17 protein-coding genes are annotated in these 16,238 nt (G+C 36.9%); 12 read left to right on the forward strand and 5 right to left on the reverse strand.

The annotated features are described in order from the left end of the window. Positions 1-34: 34 nt before the first annotated feature. A complete protein-coding gene (locus tag AC27G3_RS16895) occupies positions 35-1,084 on the reverse strand; it encodes an OmpA family protein (RefSeq protein WP_487123610.1) in 1,050 nt (349 codons plus the stop codon). Positions 1,085-1,396: 312 nt separating this feature from the next. On the opposite strand from AC27G3_RS16895, the gene AC27G3_RS16900 reads away from it, so the two are divergent. From AC27G3_RS16900 to AC27G3_RS16915, 4 genes are all read left to right on the forward strand, one after another. Continuing rightward, positions 1,397-1,960 (forward strand): DUF4136 domain-containing protein, encoded by a 564-nt coding sequence (locus AC27G3_RS16900; protein WP_487123611.1) that lies wholly within the window; start codon positions 1,397-1,399, stop codon positions 1,958-1,960. A gap of 75 nt (positions 1,961-2,035) precedes the next feature. Further along, positions 2,036-2,539 (forward strand): DUF3016 domain-containing protein, encoded by a 504-nt coding sequence (locus tag AC27G3_RS16905; protein WP_487123613.1) that lies wholly within the window; start codon positions 2,036-2,038, stop codon positions 2,537-2,539. 203 nt (positions 2,540-2,742) lie between these two features. After that, complete coding sequence (locus AC27G3_RS16910; protein ID WP_487123614.1) at positions 2,743-4,386, forward strand: mechanosensitive ion channel family protein; 1,644 nt, start codon at positions 2,743-2,745, stop codon at positions 4,384-4,386. Positions 4,387-4,414: 28 nt separating this feature from the next. Further along, positions 4,415-5,056 carry an outer membrane beta-barrel protein gene (locus AC27G3_RS16915; protein WP_487123616.1) on the forward strand — a complete coding sequence of 214 codons (642 nt, stop codon included), beginning with the start codon at positions 4,415-4,417 and terminating at the stop codon, positions 5,054-5,056. A 117-nt stretch (positions 5,057-5,173) separates the two neighbouring features. Here the strand turns inward: AC27G3_RS16915 and AC27G3_RS16920 are convergent, their stop codons facing one another. Together AC27G3_RS16920 and epmB are read right to left on the reverse strand one after the other, a co-directional pair. Beyond that, complete coding sequence (locus AC27G3_RS16920; protein WP_487123618.1) at positions 5,174-5,482, reverse strand: hypothetical protein; 309 nt, start codon at positions 5,480-5,482, stop codon at positions 5,174-5,176. 31 nt (positions 5,483-5,513) lie between these two features. Then, the gene (gene epmB, locus AC27G3_RS16925; RefSeq protein ID WP_487123680.1) at positions 5,514-6,497 is read right to left on the reverse strand and encodes an EF-P beta-lysylation protein EpmB; all 984 of its coding nucleotides are present in this window, start codon (positions 6,495-6,497) and stop codon (positions 5,514-5,516) included. A 127-nt stretch (positions 6,498-6,624) separates the two neighbouring features. On the opposite strand from epmB, the gene efp reads away from it, so the two are divergent. The 8 genes from efp to AC27G3_RS16965 all read left to right on the forward strand — a co-directional run bounded on the left by efp (position 6,625) and on the right by AC27G3_RS16965 (position 14,570). After that, on the forward strand, positions 6,625-7,200 hold the full coding sequence (gene efp, locus AC27G3_RS16930; RefSeq protein WP_487123619.1) for an elongation factor P: 576 nt from the start codon (positions 6,625-6,627) through the stop codon (positions 7,198-7,200). A gap of 27 nt (positions 7,201-7,227) precedes the next feature. Beyond that, positions 7,228-7,905: an outer membrane protein gene (locus tag AC27G3_RS16935; RefSeq protein WP_487123621.1), complete on the forward strand. Its 678-nt coding sequence runs from the start codon at positions 7,228-7,230 to the stop codon at positions 7,903-7,905. A 173-nt stretch (positions 7,906-8,078) separates the two neighbouring features. Then, a complete protein-coding gene (locus AC27G3_RS16940) occupies positions 8,079-8,669 on the forward strand; it encodes an RNA polymerase sigma factor (protein WP_487123681.1) in 591 nt (196 codons plus the stop codon). Further along, positions 8,656-9,186: a hypothetical protein gene (locus tag AC27G3_RS16945; RefSeq protein WP_487123622.1), complete on the forward strand. Its 531-nt coding sequence runs from the start codon at positions 8,656-8,658 to the stop codon at positions 9,184-9,186. The genes AC27G3_RS16940 and AC27G3_RS16945 overlap by 14 nt, the downstream gene beginning before the upstream one ends. A gap of 38 nt (positions 9,187-9,224) precedes the next feature. Next, entirely contained in the window at positions 9,225-10,172 is a 948-nt protein-coding gene (locus AC27G3_RS16950; protein WP_487123624.1) for a DUF4097 family beta strand repeat-containing protein, read from the forward strand. Between the two features lie 194 nt (positions 10,173-10,366). Further along, positions 10,367-11,785 carry a replicative DNA helicase gene (dnaB, locus tag AC27G3_RS16955; RefSeq protein WP_487123625.1) on the forward strand — a complete coding sequence of 473 codons (1,419 nt, stop codon included), beginning with the start codon at positions 10,367-10,369 and terminating at the stop codon, positions 11,783-11,785. 6 nt (positions 11,786-11,791) lie between these two features. After that, complete coding sequence (gene alr / locus AC27G3_RS16960) at positions 11,792-12,904, forward strand: alanine racemase (RefSeq protein ID WP_487123626.1); 1,113 nt, start codon at positions 11,792-11,794, stop codon at positions 12,902-12,904. Between the two features lie 76 nt (positions 12,905-12,980). Next, on the forward strand, positions 12,981-14,570 hold the full coding sequence (locus tag AC27G3_RS16965) for a diguanylate cyclase domain-containing protein (RefSeq protein ID WP_487123628.1): 1,590 nt from the start codon (positions 12,981-12,983) through the stop codon (positions 14,568-14,570). A 145-nt stretch (positions 14,571-14,715) separates the two neighbouring features. Here the strand turns inward: AC27G3_RS16965 and AC27G3_RS16970 are convergent, their stop codons facing one another. Together AC27G3_RS16970 and zur are read right to left on the reverse strand one after the other, a co-directional pair. Then, entirely contained in the window at positions 14,716-15,183 is a 468-nt protein-coding gene (locus AC27G3_RS16970) for a chemotaxis protein CheX (RefSeq protein WP_487123629.1), read from the reverse strand. Positions 15,184-15,793: 610 nt separating this feature from the next. After that, complete coding sequence (zur, locus tag AC27G3_RS16975) at positions 15,794-16,228, reverse strand: zinc uptake transcriptional repressor Zur (RefSeq protein ID WP_487123630.1); 435 nt, start codon at positions 16,226-16,228, stop codon at positions 15,794-15,796. Positions 16,229-16,238 lie beyond the last annotated feature (10 nt).

The following is a 16,238-nucleotide window of genomic DNA, read 5'->3' on the forward strand; positions in this document are numbered from 1 at the left end:
GAAAATTTATTTTTAGTTAACGAATGTTTTTAAATCATTCCTTTATAATTTCTTCTTTAACGGTTGTTTCAATTTTTGCAATAACACGACGATTTAACTTATGATCTTCAGGTGTAGTCCCCGAAGAAATTAATTCTGTTTCTCCTAAGCCTTTGGCTGTTAAACGGCTAGCATCGACAGAGAATTCGTTCACTAGGATTTCTTTTACTTTATCAGCACGCTTTTGAGAAAGTGTTAAGTTGTACTCTTCGGTACCAACTGCCGAACTGTGGCCTTCAATAACAACAGTTGTGTTGGTGTACTCTTTCATAAAATCAGCTAAACGATGAATATCATTAACTTCTGCTGGCTTTACTTTTGCACTGTTATTTTCAAAGGTGACATTCATAGTAATAGCAACAGACTTCTCTGAATATAAAGCACAACCTTTTGAATCAACTTTTACATTTGCGTGAGTATTTGGGCAATTATCTTGCTCATCACTAACACCATCTTTGTCCGTATCAATTTTCATTGGTGAAGTCGCAACTGCTGCTTCTACGACAGAGGCTTTTTTCACGGTTGGAGATTTTTTTACATCACCAAAAGCGTATTTAAAACCTATTTTTAGTCCTTGATCGGTAAATCCATTATCAATATCACGATAAACAGCTGCTTCACTATAAATAGAAACGCGATCATTAATTGCTAAGCTATATCCTGCACCCGCATTAACGGCATTGTAACTTTTGGTATTATTAAAACGTTTGGCCCCTGCAAAAACATATAAACCAGTCTCTTCGATTTTATAAATAGCGTCTAGACCAAAACGTGAGCCATATTCAGTGCCATTACCATTATTTACATTGTAGCGATCTGTAGCCAATTCAAATCTAACATTCCATTGGTCGTTAATAATTTTTTGGAGATCAATGCCAATACCTCGACCTGATTCTATTTGTTTCCAGTCAAGATTGTATTCTTTATTGGTGCTTGATTTAATATATTCGCCAAAAACACCAATTTCCCATGTTTTATCGATGTCTTGTGCGGCTAATGGTGAAGTGATAAGTGCTGCTAAGAGTGAAACTTTGAAAGTTCTCATGATTAACTCCTTGTTAATTTTCATGTTGTGAGATTTTTGTTCTATCCCGAAAAGTTAATATTTCGCATTAACCTCTCCTTATTGATGAACCGGTGAAAAATCAGCCGTTAAGCCAATAACCATATAAGTTGAGCCTATAATGTAGCATAAGTGTAAAATAATTGTGTTTTATGCGTAGTAATAGTCAAATTTTGTAAAAAATCTTTATTAAAAACGCCATTGCTTGTGTGTAAGATCAACACATCGTATAGTATCGGTGTGCGGTAACCCCATAATAAGCTAATAATAAAATAATTATTTCTAGGACTGAAAATGACACGATTAATGCTTTTAATTTCTTTGGTTTGTGCTTCTTTACTTGCAGGCTGCGTACAAGTTACTGAAGAGTACCCGATGAGAACAACCCAACTAGCCGTTTCGAGCGCGAGAGATTTACCTATTACTTATCCTCTTGGCAGCAAATTTGCGTTATCTCCAAAGCATTTAAAAGCAATGTCAGCTCAACCAGAGTTGTTGCAAAATACTTATAGCTATTACTCTCAAGCTATTGTTAATAATCTCAAGGCCAAGGGGTATGTCTTAGCACAGGCCGGAGATAAGGTTGATTTTTACGTAGGTTTTGGTCTTGCATTAAGTAAAGATTTAACCGATACCATGATTAATGAAAAGTTTGGCGTTACTCCGGGGTTACACGAAGACGGCGAACATATGAAAGGTAGCTTTCTTATAGAAGTGGATGATGCCATAACACAACAACGTGTTTGGCGTGGGACTGCACAAGGCTATGTACATAACGAATACACAATTGAGCAGCATAATGAGCGTGCAGCTAAAGTCGTGAACATGTTACTGACACAATATTACAGTGAAAAATAACAATTAATTACGGTAGCATTCCTTTAAATTTGTTTAAATAAAATCTGAAGCTATAACATTATTGAGGTATTCAACATGATGAAAATGATTACATTAATATTCTCTTCAGTTTTATTTATATCGTTAAATATATCGTCAGCTATGGCGGCAGAAGTTGAAGTTACTTGGACTGATCCTGATAAATATACCGACATACATGCAGGAGAAGATAATCGTGCCAGTTTTAGATCACGCACTTTTGCTAATTTTGATAAGCATTTTGCTAAATTAGCCAAAAAATTACCTGACGGTTTAACATTAAAGGTAGATGTTAGTAATGTCGATCTTGCAGGCTCAACCTTCCATGCTGGCATTAGTAGAATCCGAGTGATTAAAGATACCTACCCACCCCGTATGAAGTTTTCATATCAACTCCTTAATGCTGATAAGAAGGTTGAATTATCTGGTGAGGCCGATCTAAAAAATATGAGTTTTATGACAGGAACACAATTGAGGTATCGTAATCAAGCATTAGGTTATGAGAAAGAGTTACTAGATAAATGGTTTGCTGAAACATTTAAGCAGCAAATAGTTAAATAATCATTTACTTCACACCGCTTAGTTGCGTTACCCCAATGAAAAATAGCCGCTTTATGCGGCTTTTTTACACTTTGAATTTGTATTAACAATTCATATAGTGAGTTCAGCGCTTTAAAAATAAAGTTATTGGCAATGATATAACATGCTCATATAATCATTTAGTTAACCTCATTATCATGATATTAAGCTAACTGGAAATTTACATGAAGCATACCTATACGTTTGTCACCTTTCTTTTTATTTTGCTCTTTAGTCAAGCATCACTTGGACAAACGACACAAAAGGCAGATGTTTCTTTAAAAGATATATTAGAAACAAGTAGCGCCCAAGAGGTTATCCAAGAATCATCTAGTCCTATTAATAGAGAAAACATTCCTGAAGATACTTATAATCGCGGTGAACCTAGAAGTAGTATGCAAGGCTTCACAGATGCTGCACGAGCCAATAATTATGAGTTGGCAAGCCACTATCTTGATTATCGAAATGTTAGTAAAGATACGTTAACTATTGGAAAAGAAGAGTTAGCGAGAAAGTTAGCGATTGTACTTAATAGAACGCTATGGCTCAACTTTGATCAAATTAGCGATCAGCCATTAGGCAATTTGCAAGATTCATTACCCAGCTACCGTGAATTGATTGGTAGTGTTGAGACAAAAAATGGACATGTTAATTTATATCTTCAACGAGTTCCTCGAGAGAAAGACAAAGTTAAAATTTGGAAAATATCGAATGCCACGGTAAGTAAAATTCCTACGCTGAGTAAAGAGTTTGCCTATACGCCACTAGGTGAATGGTTATCGGTAAAACTGCCGGCTAAAAGCTTTTTAGGTGTGATGATGTGGCAATGGTGCTATTTTCTATTAATGTTCGCCATGCTTTATGTTATTGCCAAAGTGATTACTTGGCTGGCTAGTACTGTAATAAAGTACGTATATCCAAAAGTTACCGTTAATACACAAAAATTCATTAAAAATCCTTTCGCATTGTTAGTGACAGTTTTTCTTTTAAGAAGCTTTATGCCAGAAGAAAATCAGACTCTGGCTACTAAAGCGATTTCTGAAGGAGCAACATTGTATGTTATAGCATGGTTGTGGGTGTTCTTTAGATTTGTCGATTTAATGAAAGTTGTCTTGGCAGATAAATTTATCGCGCAGGACAAGCCACTTGCGGTGTATTTATTACGCCCAGCGGGCACTGTTATTAAGTCATTTGTTACAATTGTTGCTATTCTTATTTGGTTTGAAAACTTGGGCTTTAGTGCCAGTACTTTGTTGGCTGGTCTGGGGATTGGTGGTTTAGCAATTGCATTAGCGGCTCAAAAAACGGTTGAAAACATTATTGCGGCTATTACGTTATATACATCTGCACCTGTTCGTATTGGTGACTTTTGTCAATTTGGTAAACAAAGTGGAGTAGTGGAGGAAATAGGTCTTCGTTCCACTCGTATCCGTACTTTAGATCGTACAGTTTTATATGTGGCAAATGCTCAATTTATTGATATGCAAATTGAAAATTATTCTGAACGTGAAAAAATTGCTTTTAGACCTAAATTGAAACTTTCATGTCAATGCAAAAACAGTGATGTTGAACAATTTATTCAAGCATTACATACTCAACTTAAAGAAATGAATAATGTTGCCAATGAGCCATTACGAGTACATTTTAGAGGCTTTAGTTCGTGGGCACTTAATGTTGAAGTTTTAGCTTATATAAAAACCACTGACTTTGATGAATATTTAGCCGTAGGTGAAGAAATAAACCTTAAAATTTTAGCTTTATTAGAGCAACATGGTTGTAACTTAGCCGGACCTGTAGATTTTCGAAATCAATATCAAACACAAGCTTAATTATTAAATTTATAAAAATAGGGAATTTATGCACATACTTAAAAGTATATCAGTGCTTTCATTAGCAACCTTAATTACCATAGCCGATGTTTATGCTGCGGAAACATCAGTAGAAATAACGCCACTTATCGGATATCGCTTTGGTGGCGATTTCGATGTAGAAAACTCAGTAAGTAATTCTAACTCTACAATAAAATTGGTGGAAGGCAATAGTTACGGACTCATTGTTGCTTGGCCCTACACGATAAAACAGCAAGGTGAGTTGCTTGTTAGCCATTATAAAACTGAATTTAATCAAGCCAGTTTAACGAATAACGTGAATTTGTTTAATGATGATGGTGTAGGGGTTACTTACGCTCATTTGGGGGGGAATGTGCCGATAAGTGACGGGGCTATTCCTTTTTGGGTAACAGGAGGATTGGGGCTTACTCACTTCTCACCTGATGATAGTGAATTAAACAGTGAAACGCGTTTTTCTATGAATATAGGTTTGAATACACAACTGGCAATAACCGAACAGTTAAGTTTTAGGATGGAAGGTCGACTTTATGGCACCTTTTTTAACTCTGAAAGCGAAGTTTTTTGTGACAACAATGCGTGTAATATTTATATTTCAAGCAATGTTTGGTTACAAAGTGAAGTTAATGCCGGTTTAACATTTAAGTTTTAGTATTTTTTATAAGTTAACGTTAATTAACAATACGTCGTTTGATAAATTTGTCAGTCCCTTTTAATTAAAGGGACTAAATATACAGTCCAATAGTTTTGGCGATAAACTGTTAATTTTCTATGCTTTGCTCACGCTTTGCTCGAAACTGGCTAATACAGTAAAAAGTTGTTCAATCTTTTTCACTAAGAGTACTAATGTTTCTTTAGCTTGTGTTTGTTGCCATAGCACTAAATCATCAGCAACTTCTTCAACGTACGGTTGAAAAGTATTGGCAGCGCACTTAAATCCTGCATCTTTTTTGAAGATATTATCAAAAGAAGCTTGTTTGGCCTCTCTTAATTTAGCTAATGTTTCATCGGCACTTAATGATTTTTTCAATATAATTGAAATATTTTCGATGAGTTGTTGATTAATGTTTTGAGTCATTATAATTCACGGTTAAACGATGTTAGCCCTATTATGTCAAATTAATAGGCGTTTTGTTAGCTTCACCAGCAATTTCTCGGACTAATTTGGGCATTAAAAAACCGGGTAAAATAGCCATTAATTGGTTAACTATTTTAACCGCTTGTGTTTCGGTTACATCAAAATGCGCCGCACCTTGAACTTGGTCGAACATGTGCAAATAATAGGGCTGAATGCCATTGTCAAAAAGTTTCTCACTTAATTCAGCCAAAATTTCAGCTTGATCATTAACCCCTTTTAATAAAACACTTTGATTGAATAAAGGGATCCTAGCTTGTAACAAAGGTTCTATAGCAGCGGTGAACAGCTTATCTATTTCATTAGCGTGATTAATATGAAAGACCATGGTTGCTTTTAACCGCGTATCTTTAAGTAAGGCAACAAGCTCAGTGGTAACTCTTGTTGGAATAACCACAGGAAGACGAGTATGAATACGTAAGCGCTTGACATGGTTTATGTTTTCAATATGTTTGACCAACCAGGTTAAATGTTCGTCACTCGCCATTAATGGATCGCCACCACTAAAAATAACCTCGGTAATCTCTTGGTGTTGCAATATATAGTCTAAGGCTTTTTGCCAGCGCACTTTGTTTGGGCTATTGTCGGCATAAGGAAAATGGCGACGAAAACAATATCGACAATTTACAGCACAACCTGATTTTACAATAAGCAATACTCGATGCTTGTATTTATGCAATAAACCTTCGACTGCTGTGTCATGTTCTTCGAGCGGGTCTGTTATAAAACCTTCAGTCATTAAAAATTCGTCTGATAAAGGCATAACTTGCTTAAGTAAGGGATCGTTTATATCGCCTTTTGTCATTTTATTAATAAATGGTAGAGGCACTCTCACCGGAAATAACTTTCGCGCGCTAAAGTGTTGTAAGTAGTCTTCAGGGGCAATATTTAGCTTTTCAAGTAGCTTTTTAGGATCAGTAACAACATTTGCCAATTCTTTTTGCCAACTAAGGTGCATTTTCTCACCAATATGGGGTATTATTTGCGAAATTTCTAAATTCAATTTAACTCCCTGTGTAGTTCATCTATTTATTATGGATAATTTTTAGCAGGAGAACCTAAGCTAGGTAAGAGAATAAACTATTATGGCAACTTTCAGTACAAATCAATTCAAAGCTGGTCTTAAAATTATGCTTGATGGCGAACCTTGTAACATTCTTGAGAATGAATTGGTAAAGCCTGGTAAAGGACAAGCATTTAACCGTGTTAAAATTCGTAAACTTGTTTCGGGCAAAGTTTTAGAAAAAACATTTAAGTCTGGTGAATCTGTTGAAGGTGCTGATGTAATGGACGTCGAGTTAGCCTACTTGTATGCTGATGGCGAGTTCTGGCATTTCATGAACAATGATACATTTGAGCAATTAGGTGCAGACGAAAAAGCCGTTGGCGAAAACGTTAAATGGCTAGTAGAAGGTGATATTTCAACGATTACTTTATGGAATGGTACTCCAATTGCTGTATTGCCCCCTAATTTTGTTGAAATTGATATTACTGAAACAGACCCAGGGTTAAAGGGTGATACTGCTGGTACAGGCGGTAAACCAGCAACACTTGCTACAGGTGCTGTTGTTCGTGTGCCATTGTTTGTTCAAATAGGTGAAAAAGTAAGAATTGATACACGCAGTGGCGAATATGTCTCGCGTGCATCTAAAGCACAATAACGATTTATCATTAAAAAGGGAAATAACATGTTAATCAAAAAAACAGCAGCAATGGGGTTGTTTGTCGCAAGCCTAGTTGTTGGTTACGCAAGCGATGCATCAGCTAACCAAACTAAACGAGCGGGTAAGTGGGAATCGACTTTTCAGTTTTCTAATACACAATCGTTTAGTGTCGGAAGTGATCAAGAATCAGGGATCGAAGTTGATAACGATTTAGGTTGGGGATTTACTTTAGGTTATAACATTAACGAACATTTACTTGTTAATCTAGAGTGGATGGCGACCAGACCGAGTTATAAAGCGACATTTGTTAGTGATGATCCTGTGGTAGAGCCTGTTACGTTAAAATACAAAATGGATATGTACCATACCCAATTTAATGGCGTTTATAACTTTACACGCGGTCAATTTACGCCATTCGTACAAGCAGGTTTTGGTTGGAGCTATATTGATAGTAATATTGCTGATGGACCTCCGTCTGGTGGTTGCTGGTACGATCCTTGGTGGGGAATTCCTATTTGTGATACTTACCAAAGCACTTTTGATGATACGGTTTTTTCATACAATGTTGCTGCAGGTGTTCGCTATGATATTGATACCGGCTTAACACTTAAAGCAAGCTATAAGCAATTATGGATGGATCTAGACAACTCAAGCTCTACCAGTGTAGGTATTGTTCATTTAGAAATAGGCTCTTATTTTTAAAATAGAGTTACCCCCGATATATAATTAAAATGGCTGATATTTATCAGCCATTTTTTATTTGAAAAAATGAAAAAAGCACATTTTTTTAACTTTCCTTTAAACCCTTTTCAGTCATACTGCATCTCACTTAATAACGAATATTGATTGAGAGTAACTTTTTGGACAATTCCAGCATAATTGATGCCGCTAGCGTGTTCACTGCTGATGCTGAAGTTCAGCAAGAGCAGCAATGGATCGCGAAGGCGAAAGAAGGTGACCAGCAAGCCTTCCATCATTTATATCTACGATATCACCGCAAAATTTATGCTTTGTGCTGGCGTATGATGGCAGATAAAGATAGCGCAGAAGATGTTTGTCAGGAAGTTTTTGTACAGCTTTGGCAAAAAATTAATCATTTTCGTGGTGAGAGCAAATTTAGTACTTGGTTGCACAGTGTGGCAACCAACATTGCACTGGGGCAATTGCGTAAACAAAAAAATTGGCTGCAAAGAGTATTTAGCATCGAAGAGCAACCCGTTGAAGAACAGACAGTTGACTCAGAGTTGGGTAATACGACGCAATTAAGTGTGCTTGATCGCAATATTGCTAAGTTACCTGAAAGAGCGAGATTAGTGTTTGTTTTGTTTGCAGTAGAAGGGTATCGCCATGAAGAAATATCTAAAATGTTAGGTATGGCTGTTGGGTCGAGTAAGTCTCAATACCATAGAGCAAAAACTTTATTAAGAGAATGGCTCACAATAGAAGGAGTGCATGATGAAATCTAAACAATTATTGTCGGAGCAAGCGCTTAATGATCAAGTTGATAGTTTACCCAATGAGTTATCGCCTGAGCGCGATTTATGGTCGGGTATTGAAAAAGCGATCAGTCATCAATCACAAGATACTGTTGACCGTTCAGCCGACAAATTAGGGCAGAAAATCCCCTTAGCTTGGGCCGCCTCTGTGGTAGCAGCGGTATTATTAACATGGGGAGTGTATAAGCCTCAAAACGGTGCTGAACCTTCAGGGCAAGTCAATGTGAACTTAGTTGCTGCCATGGAGCAATCTTTTGAGCATCAAAAACAAACCATGCTAGTGAGTTTTGGTCAGCCAAAATTACAAGAGTTACCGGCTGAAATGCAAACAGAGCTCAAGCAATTAGCATCTGCGCAAGCAACAATTAAAAAAGCGCTTGAGAGTGATGAGAATAATGTCGATTTGTTAAATTTACTTCGCTGGACTCAGCAGCAAGAATTAGATTTTATAAAACAACTTTATAGTCCGCAGTGGCAATCCATTTAACGGTTCTTAGGACAGTTTTTAAGTAAGAAGGTGTAACAATGAAATTATTACAAAACGGTTTAATATTATTATTAGCGAGTACGGCTTGGATAGCAGCGGCAGGTGAAATGGTCGATAAGCGATTGGCTGCAGAAGATGTTAACAGCATAAGTATTGAAAACTTACGTGGTGAAGTAACCATTGTGGGATGGGATAAAAAAGAGGTAAGAGTCCAGGGAGAACTCGATGAAAAAACCGAACGGTTTATTTTCGAAAAAGATGGCTCACACATCAAAATTAAAGTGGAAGTGCCACATAACAATCATCGCAGTTGGAGTAATGATGGTTCGACTTTAGTCATTAATATGCCTAAAGAAAGTAAGATGAATTTTTCTGGTGTATCAACAGATGTCATCGTGAAAAACCTTATTACTAGCAGCGAGGTCCATTCCGTGAGCGGTGATATAAAAGCTGATAGTTTGCATGAACATGTTGAGTTAAGCACGGTGAGTGGCAACGTTAGCAGCGCTAATTTATCAGGGAAAATACGTTTGTCGAGTGTTAGTGGCGATATAAAAGATAAAGATTCTAGTGGTCGTTTAACACTAAAAGTGGTGAGTGGCGAAATAGAATCTCAATCAACAGCAAATGAAGTTTATGTTAATAATGTCTCAGGTAGTGTAGAGCTAGTTTTAGATAAAGTTGATGAATTAGAAATTTCTACCGTTAGTGGTGATGTTGATAGTCAATTAAGCTTAAATAATAGCGGTATGGTTAAATTATCGAGTATAAGTGGTGATATGGATATGCGTTTTAAAAATGATGTTCAGGCAAACTTCCGTTTAAATGCAAGTGCAGGCGGCGACTTAGAAAACGAATTAACTAAAGACAGAGCAAAACGTGCTAAATATGGCCCGAGTTCCAAGTTATACTTTCAAACTGGTAGTGGTTCAGCATCGTTTAAAGCAAGCACAGTTAGTGGCACTATAAAAGTGTCAGCAAAATAATATACGCTAAGCTAGATAGTAAACTACCTTACTATCTAGCTCGAAATTTCTTCATTAATACCTTCTTCCGTCTTTCTTATATACGCTATCCCTACTTAATTATCCTTGCCTTTTTATGTAAAAAACGACGATAATCTGCTACTCTTGCTTTTCATCAAAAGCAGCTCCTACAACAGTAATTAAAGGTATTATTAATGGCCGACCAAAAGCCAGCCAAGTTTAAAAAAGAAAAGCAATTTATTCGTGATAGACAAATAGATGATCTAAAAGTACCTCCTCATTCTTTAGAGGCTGAGCAGTCCGTTTTAGGTGGTTTATTATTGGATAATGAAACTTGGGATCGGGTGAGTGAAAAAGTGGTTGCCCAAGACTTTTACAGCCGGTCACACCGTATTGTTTTTGAAGTGATAGGTGCGTTAATTGAGTTAGGTGAGCCTGTTGATTTAATTACCTTATCAGAAGGTTTAGAAAACGATCAAAAACTCGATGATGCTGGTGGTTTTGTCTATCTCGCAGAGATGATGAAAAACACGCCCAGTGCTGCCAATATTACCGCCTACGCAGAAATTGTTCGTGAACGTGCTGTGACACGAGAGTTAATTGCTGTTGCTAACGAAATTGCTGAAGCAGGCTACGATACCCAAGGGCGTACCAGTGCAGAGCTTCTTGATTTTGCTGAAACGAAAGTTTTTGCCATTGCCGAACAACGGGCAAATAAGTCGGAAGGTCCAGAAGGGATTTCTTCTGTATTAGAAAAAACCGTAGATCGTATTGAAAAACTCTGTAACCAGCCTTCTGGTGGTGTGACTGGTGTGTCTACCGGTTTTGCCGATTTAGACAAAATGACAGCAGGCTTACAGCCATCAGATTTAATCATTGTTGCTGCACGTCCATCAATGGGTAAAACGACCTTTGCGATGAACTTAGCTGAAAATGCTGCGATGACCCAAGACAAACCTGCATTAGTGTTTAGTCTAGAGATGCCTTCTGATCAATTAATGATGAGAATGTTGGCATCTTTAGGTCGAATTGATCAAACAAAAATTCGTACCGGACAACTTGATGATGAAGATTGGGCGAGGTTATCTTCAACAATGGGGTTATTGCTTGAAAATGGTAAAATGTTTATTGATGATGCCGCTGGCCTAACACCAACGGATGTTCGCTCAAGAGCTCGGCGAATCGCCCGTGATAACGGCGGTTTAAGTATGATCATGATCGATTATCTTCAGTTGATGCGAGTACCAGCACTATCAGATAATCGTACCTTAGAAATTTCTGAAATATCCCGCTCGCTTAAAGCGCTAGCAAAAGAGTTACAAGTGCCTGTTATTGCACTCTCTCAGCTTAACCGTAGTTTGGAGCAACGTTCAGATAAACGACCAATTAACTCAGATTTACGTGAATCGGGAGCGATAGAGCAAGATGCCGATTTAATTATGTTTATTTATCGTGATGAAGTTTATAACGATGATTCTGAATGGAAAGGCATGTCTGAAATAATTATCGGTAAACAGCGTAATGGGCCAATTGGTCGTATTCCATTGACATTCCAAGGCCAGTTTTCTCGTTTTGATAACTATGCTGGTCCTCATGTGCTTGAAGAAGATTAATTAGTGATGTCCTTTAAAACGGCGACGGCAGTTATTGATTGCCAAGCACTCGTTGAAAATTTTGATATTATTAAGCAACTAGCACCCAATACCAAAATGTTAGCGGTATTAAAAGCGAATGGTTACGGTCATGGTTTGGAGCGGATTGCGAAAGCATTACCGCAGGCTGATGCCTTTGGTGTGGCAAGAATCGATGAAGCCTTAGCTTTGCGCGCTGCTGGTATTATTCAACCTATTGTTTTATTAGAAGGCTTTTTTTCACCACAAGATCTCGATATTTTGGCAGTGAATGATTTACAAACTATTGTCCATAATAAAGAGCAACTAACCGCCATTTGCCAAGCCAAACTTGATAGACCTTTAAAAGTTTGGTTAAAAGTAGATACTGGTATGCATAGATTAGGTGTTGATCCTCACGAATTTGAACACTTCTATGCAGCGTTATCACAGTGTGAAAACGTTCAGCAGCCTCTGGTGTTAATGAGCCACTTAGGCTGTGCTGATAATGTAAAGCTTCAAGCTACCACAGACCAAATTGCTTTATTTGAGCAGTTAACTTCATCATTAAAAGAAGAAAAAAGCTTAGCAAATTCTGCTGCTATTTATGCATGGCCAAATGCACGATTTGATTGGATTAGACCCGGATTAATGCTTTATGGCGTATCTCCTATGCCGCTCTCATTAGAAAACCTTGATAAAGACGATGCTTTATCAGTAATAACACCAGTAATGACATTACAATCAAGTTTGATTGCAGTAAGAAAGCTCAAAGCAGGTGAAAGTGTGGGTTATGGTAATGCATGGACTTGTGAAAAAGAAACCATCATTGGCATTGTCGCGATTGGTTACGGTGACGGTTATCCTCGTCACGCGGTTAATGGCACACCTGTTTTAATTAATGAGCGACGTGTTCCTATTGTTGGTCGAGTTTCTATGGATATGATCACTGTCAACTTAGGCGAGAGCTCGCAAGACAAAGTCGGAGACTTAGCTATTTTATGGGGAAAAAATTTACCCGTAGAAGAAATTGCTGTGTGGGCAAGCACAATTCCTTACGAGTTACTCTGCAATATCACTCGCAGAGTACAAATTGAAGTGATTAATTCAACAAAAAGTTAACCATTTTCCCTTAATCTACTATGCTTTAATTAATTCAGATTTATGAAACCTTAACGGTTTTATTTTGTTGGTATTAATGAACGAAAGCGTCTATAACCCTAATAACTCAACTACTGAACCGCATTATTTAGCTATTATTAGTGAGTTTGCAATTGATATGCTCTCGCTTGATTCAATTGAACAAGTTTTGTGGTTTGTAACAAAAAACGTCATCGGCAAACTTGGTTTTGAAGATGTTGTCATTTATTTATACGATTCTCAAAAGCAGCAGTTAGTTCAAAAAGCAGCATTTGGTGATAAAAGCTCCTATGAAGATGAAATAGTTAATCCTATAGAAATTACAATCGGTCATGGCGTAGTTGGACAAGCCGCGTTGACTTTGGCTCCTGTTGTTGTTGACGATACTCGATTATTCCCTTCATATATTGTTGATGATAGAGTCAGGCTTTCTGAGTTGGCAGTGCCAATGATTATTGACGGCAAACTATTTGGCGTTATCGATTCTGAGCACTCTCAAACTCACTTTTACAATGTACATAGACAACGTGTTATTTGTGCAATAGCGTCGCTAGTAGCGATTCAGATCAGTAAAATTAACACGGTTTCTCAACTTAAAGACACCATAGAGAACCTCGAATATAGTCAAAAGGTGCAAAGTAGCCTCTTTGGTATTACGGAGCTTATTTTTGAAACCAAATCTATTGATGACTTTTATCGTAATTTATATCACTTTATTTCACGTTTAACCTTTTCTAATAACTTTTATGTCGCGCTATTATCAGAAGATAAAACCTCCTTTGTTATTCAATACAGAGTCGATGAAGTTGATGATATTAATGAAACTGTCAATGTAGAAGTTCCATGTAAGGGAGATTCTATTCCTAGTATTACAGGCTATGCCTTGATGTCTGGAGAGCCTTTATTGCTTTATGAAAATGATATCAAGCAAATGGTAGATAATGAACTATTCACCCTTATTGGGGCTATTCCCAAAGCTTGGTTAGGTGTTCCATTTGGTAATAAGAACCTTAGAGGTATTGTGGTGGTTCAAAGCTATTTGGGCGGCTATATATTTACACAAAAAGATAAAAAATTACTTACGTTTGTCGCTAAACATATTCACAACGCATTAGAGCGAATGCGAGATAAAGAGAAATTAGAATATGCTGCGATGCATGATCCATTAACGGGATTGCCTAATCGATTGCTATTCACCGACCGAGTGACCCATGCAATCGCTCAAACGCAGCGTAAACGTGATGATAGTTTAGCTATCTGTTTTCTTGATGTGGATAAGTTTAAACAGGTCAATGATAATTATGGTCATCATATTGGCGATAAACTATTAGTTGAAGTGTCTAAGCGTATTAGGAGTTGCTTGAGGGCATCTGATACCTTGTGCCGCTTAGGTGGTGATGAATTTGCTGTTTTAGTAGAAGGAGTCACGCAAGCGTCTGATATTATGAAGATTGCTAACAATATTATTGATAAAGTGTATCGTCCAATCATTATTGAGCATATTGAGTTGAGTATTTCGGTAAGCATTGGTGGAGCTTTATTTGATTTAGGAGACACTAGCTGTAGTGAATTACTCATTCAAGCTGACGAAGCTATGTATAAGGCTAAAGAGCTAGGAAGGAATCAAGTTCAGCTTTATCAGAGTTAACTATTGAATTGTTTAATATCACTATTCTCATACACTTGTTAGCTGCCAATAACACCAATTAAAGTATTAAATGAAAAAATGCTCCTATGGGAGCATTTTTTATATTATCAAATTATTCAAACGCAAAGATAACTAACATACGTAGTTACTCATCAAAACTAAATTCGATATAAGCTCGACTACCTTCGGCAGACTTTAAAGGGATAATAACAACAGGACCTTTAGCTTTATGATGAATGGTATGATTTTTTCCTGAAACAACCATAGGTGTTGCCATATCAAATTCGATGCCTTTTTCACTCAACAAGCGTTTTGCTCCGCCAGTCACCATGTTAGTAATTTCACCAATTAAATCGGTGATTTCTTCATTGACCTCATCAGGGCCTTCACCAACCATGCCTTTCATTGTTGCTAAAGCAAGTGGTGCTTCGAAAGTGATAGACAGCGAACCTTTGGCTTGATCGCTAACCATACCAATTAAACCAGATACATCGCCCATAGCGATATCATCTTTTTTAAGTCGAGGTTTTTCGGGAACCAATTCCATTTGTGCCATGGTTGTCATGACATTTAGCATTGAAGATAGAAAAGGGTTAATAAACTCTACATTCATGAAGTATACCGAGCCTTATTGTAGTTTGTGTCTTTATACTGCATGCTTCTGCAGTAAATGTAAATCACTCTACACTGGTTATGTTCTCAATGACGACAATTTGTTGTGATTGAGAGAAAGTTAAACTGTCTTTTAAGACAGTATCTTGATAATTCACAGTTATTTACCTGTTTAGGGTAAGTATCGACGAGTAAACCATTTTTTACCACTAATCCAGATAAAAAGTTTTTAGATTTTGACTCTCGATAGCTTTAAAGTTTACCACGCTTAATTTATAAACCAACACTATTGAGTGTAATATTATTTTTATCTCTTTGTAAAACAAACTGTTGTTTAAAATGTTGTTGAATTAGTTTCTCGGATTTAAGCAACTCAGCAGAGAAGTTAATTTGTTGCTGGGTTACGATTAAATTTTCTACTTTATAAGTAGTAAATCGATGAATGGTTTTGATTTTATTAACTTAAACTTAAAGTAACAATAAAGTTCAATTAAACAAATAGGCATCAGCAAGTATATAACTCACTCTATATAGAAGTGTAATGCATATGCACTTCACAACCACAAGGTACCGTACTATCTACAAGTTCAAGTTTATTATCAATACGAACTTTATTGACAAGACTTACATGTACCGTGGGCTTCAACAATTTGATGACTGATTGAAAAACCAGCCGCATCGGCCATTGAACGTAATGCTAAATCTAAATTGCTTGATTGTACTTCTTCAACATGATCGCATTGGTCACAAATAAATAACTGCACCGGGTGGTTGCATTCACTAAAATGATGGCACATCACAAACGCATTAATAGACTCTATTTTATGCACAAAGCCTTGATTAGAAAGAAAATCTAAAGCTCGATAAATAGTCGCAGGTTTCGCCGAAGGGTCAGTTGTTTTTAACTCGTCTAGCAAATCATACGCACCAATAGCCCCCTCTTGTTGGCATAATAATAGAAATACTTGTTCACGAGCAGGTGTAAACCTTGCACCTCGTTTTTGACTTACGGCTTTTGCTTGTTCAAGTAGTTGATTATTATTCATAATTGATTAA

Source organism: Colwellia sp. SU-HH01217 (assembly GCF_057543495.1).

Excerpts from the sequence above, each read along its gene's own strand:
- AC27G3_RS16895 (WP_487123610.1), bottom strand. The coding sequence starts at position 1,084 with ATGAGAACTTTCAAAGTTTCACTCTTAGCAGCACTTATCACTTCACCA.
- AC27G3_RS16900 (WP_487123611.1), top strand. The coding sequence starts at position 1,397 with ATGACACGATTAATGCTTTTAATTTCTTTGGTTTGTGCTTCTTTACTT.
- AC27G3_RS16905 (WP_487123613.1), top strand. The coding sequence starts at position 2,036 with ATGATGAAAATGATTACATTAATATTCTCTTCAGTTTTATTTATATCG.
- AC27G3_RS16910 (WP_487123614.1), top strand. The coding sequence starts at position 2,743 with ATGAAGCATACCTATACGTTTGTCACCTTTCTTTTTATTTTGCTCTTT.
- AC27G3_RS16915 (WP_487123616.1), top strand. The coding sequence starts at position 4,415 with ATGCACATACTTAAAAGTATATCAGTGCTTTCATTAGCAACCTTAATT.
- AC27G3_RS16920 (WP_487123618.1), bottom strand. The coding sequence starts at position 5,482 with ATGACTCAAAACATTAATCAACAACTCATCGAAAATATTTCAATTATA.
- epmB (WP_487123680.1), bottom strand. The coding sequence starts at position 6,497 with ATGCACCTTAGTTGGCAAAAAGAATTGGCAAATGTTGTTACTGATCCT.
- efp (WP_487123619.1), top strand. The coding sequence starts at position 6,625 with ATGGCAACTTTCAGTACAAATCAATTCAAAGCTGGTCTTAAAATTATG.
- AC27G3_RS16935 (WP_487123621.1), top strand. The coding sequence starts at position 7,228 with ATGTTAATCAAAAAAACAGCAGCAATGGGGTTGTTTGTCGCAAGCCTA.
- AC27G3_RS16945 (WP_487123622.1), top strand. The coding sequence starts at position 8,656 with ATGATGAAATCTAAACAATTATTGTCGGAGCAAGCGCTTAATGATCAA.
- AC27G3_RS16950 (WP_487123624.1), top strand. The coding sequence starts at position 9,225 with ATGAAATTATTACAAAACGGTTTAATATTATTATTAGCGAGTACGGCT.
- dnaB (WP_487123625.1), top strand. The coding sequence starts at position 10,367 with ATGGCCGACCAAAAGCCAGCCAAGTTTAAAAAAGAAAAGCAATTTATT.
- alr (WP_487123626.1), top strand. The coding sequence starts at position 11,792 with ATGTCCTTTAAAACGGCGACGGCAGTTATTGATTGCCAAGCACTCGTT.
- AC27G3_RS16965 (WP_487123628.1), top strand. The coding sequence starts at position 12,981 with ATGAACGAAAGCGTCTATAACCCTAATAACTCAACTACTGAACCGCAT.
- AC27G3_RS16970 (WP_487123629.1), bottom strand. The coding sequence starts at position 15,183 with ATGAATGTAGAGTTTATTAACCCTTTTCTATCTTCAATGCTAAATGTC.
- zur (WP_487123630.1), bottom strand. The coding sequence starts at position 16,228 with ATGAATAATAATCAACTACTTGAACAAGCAAAAGCCGTAAGTCAAAAA.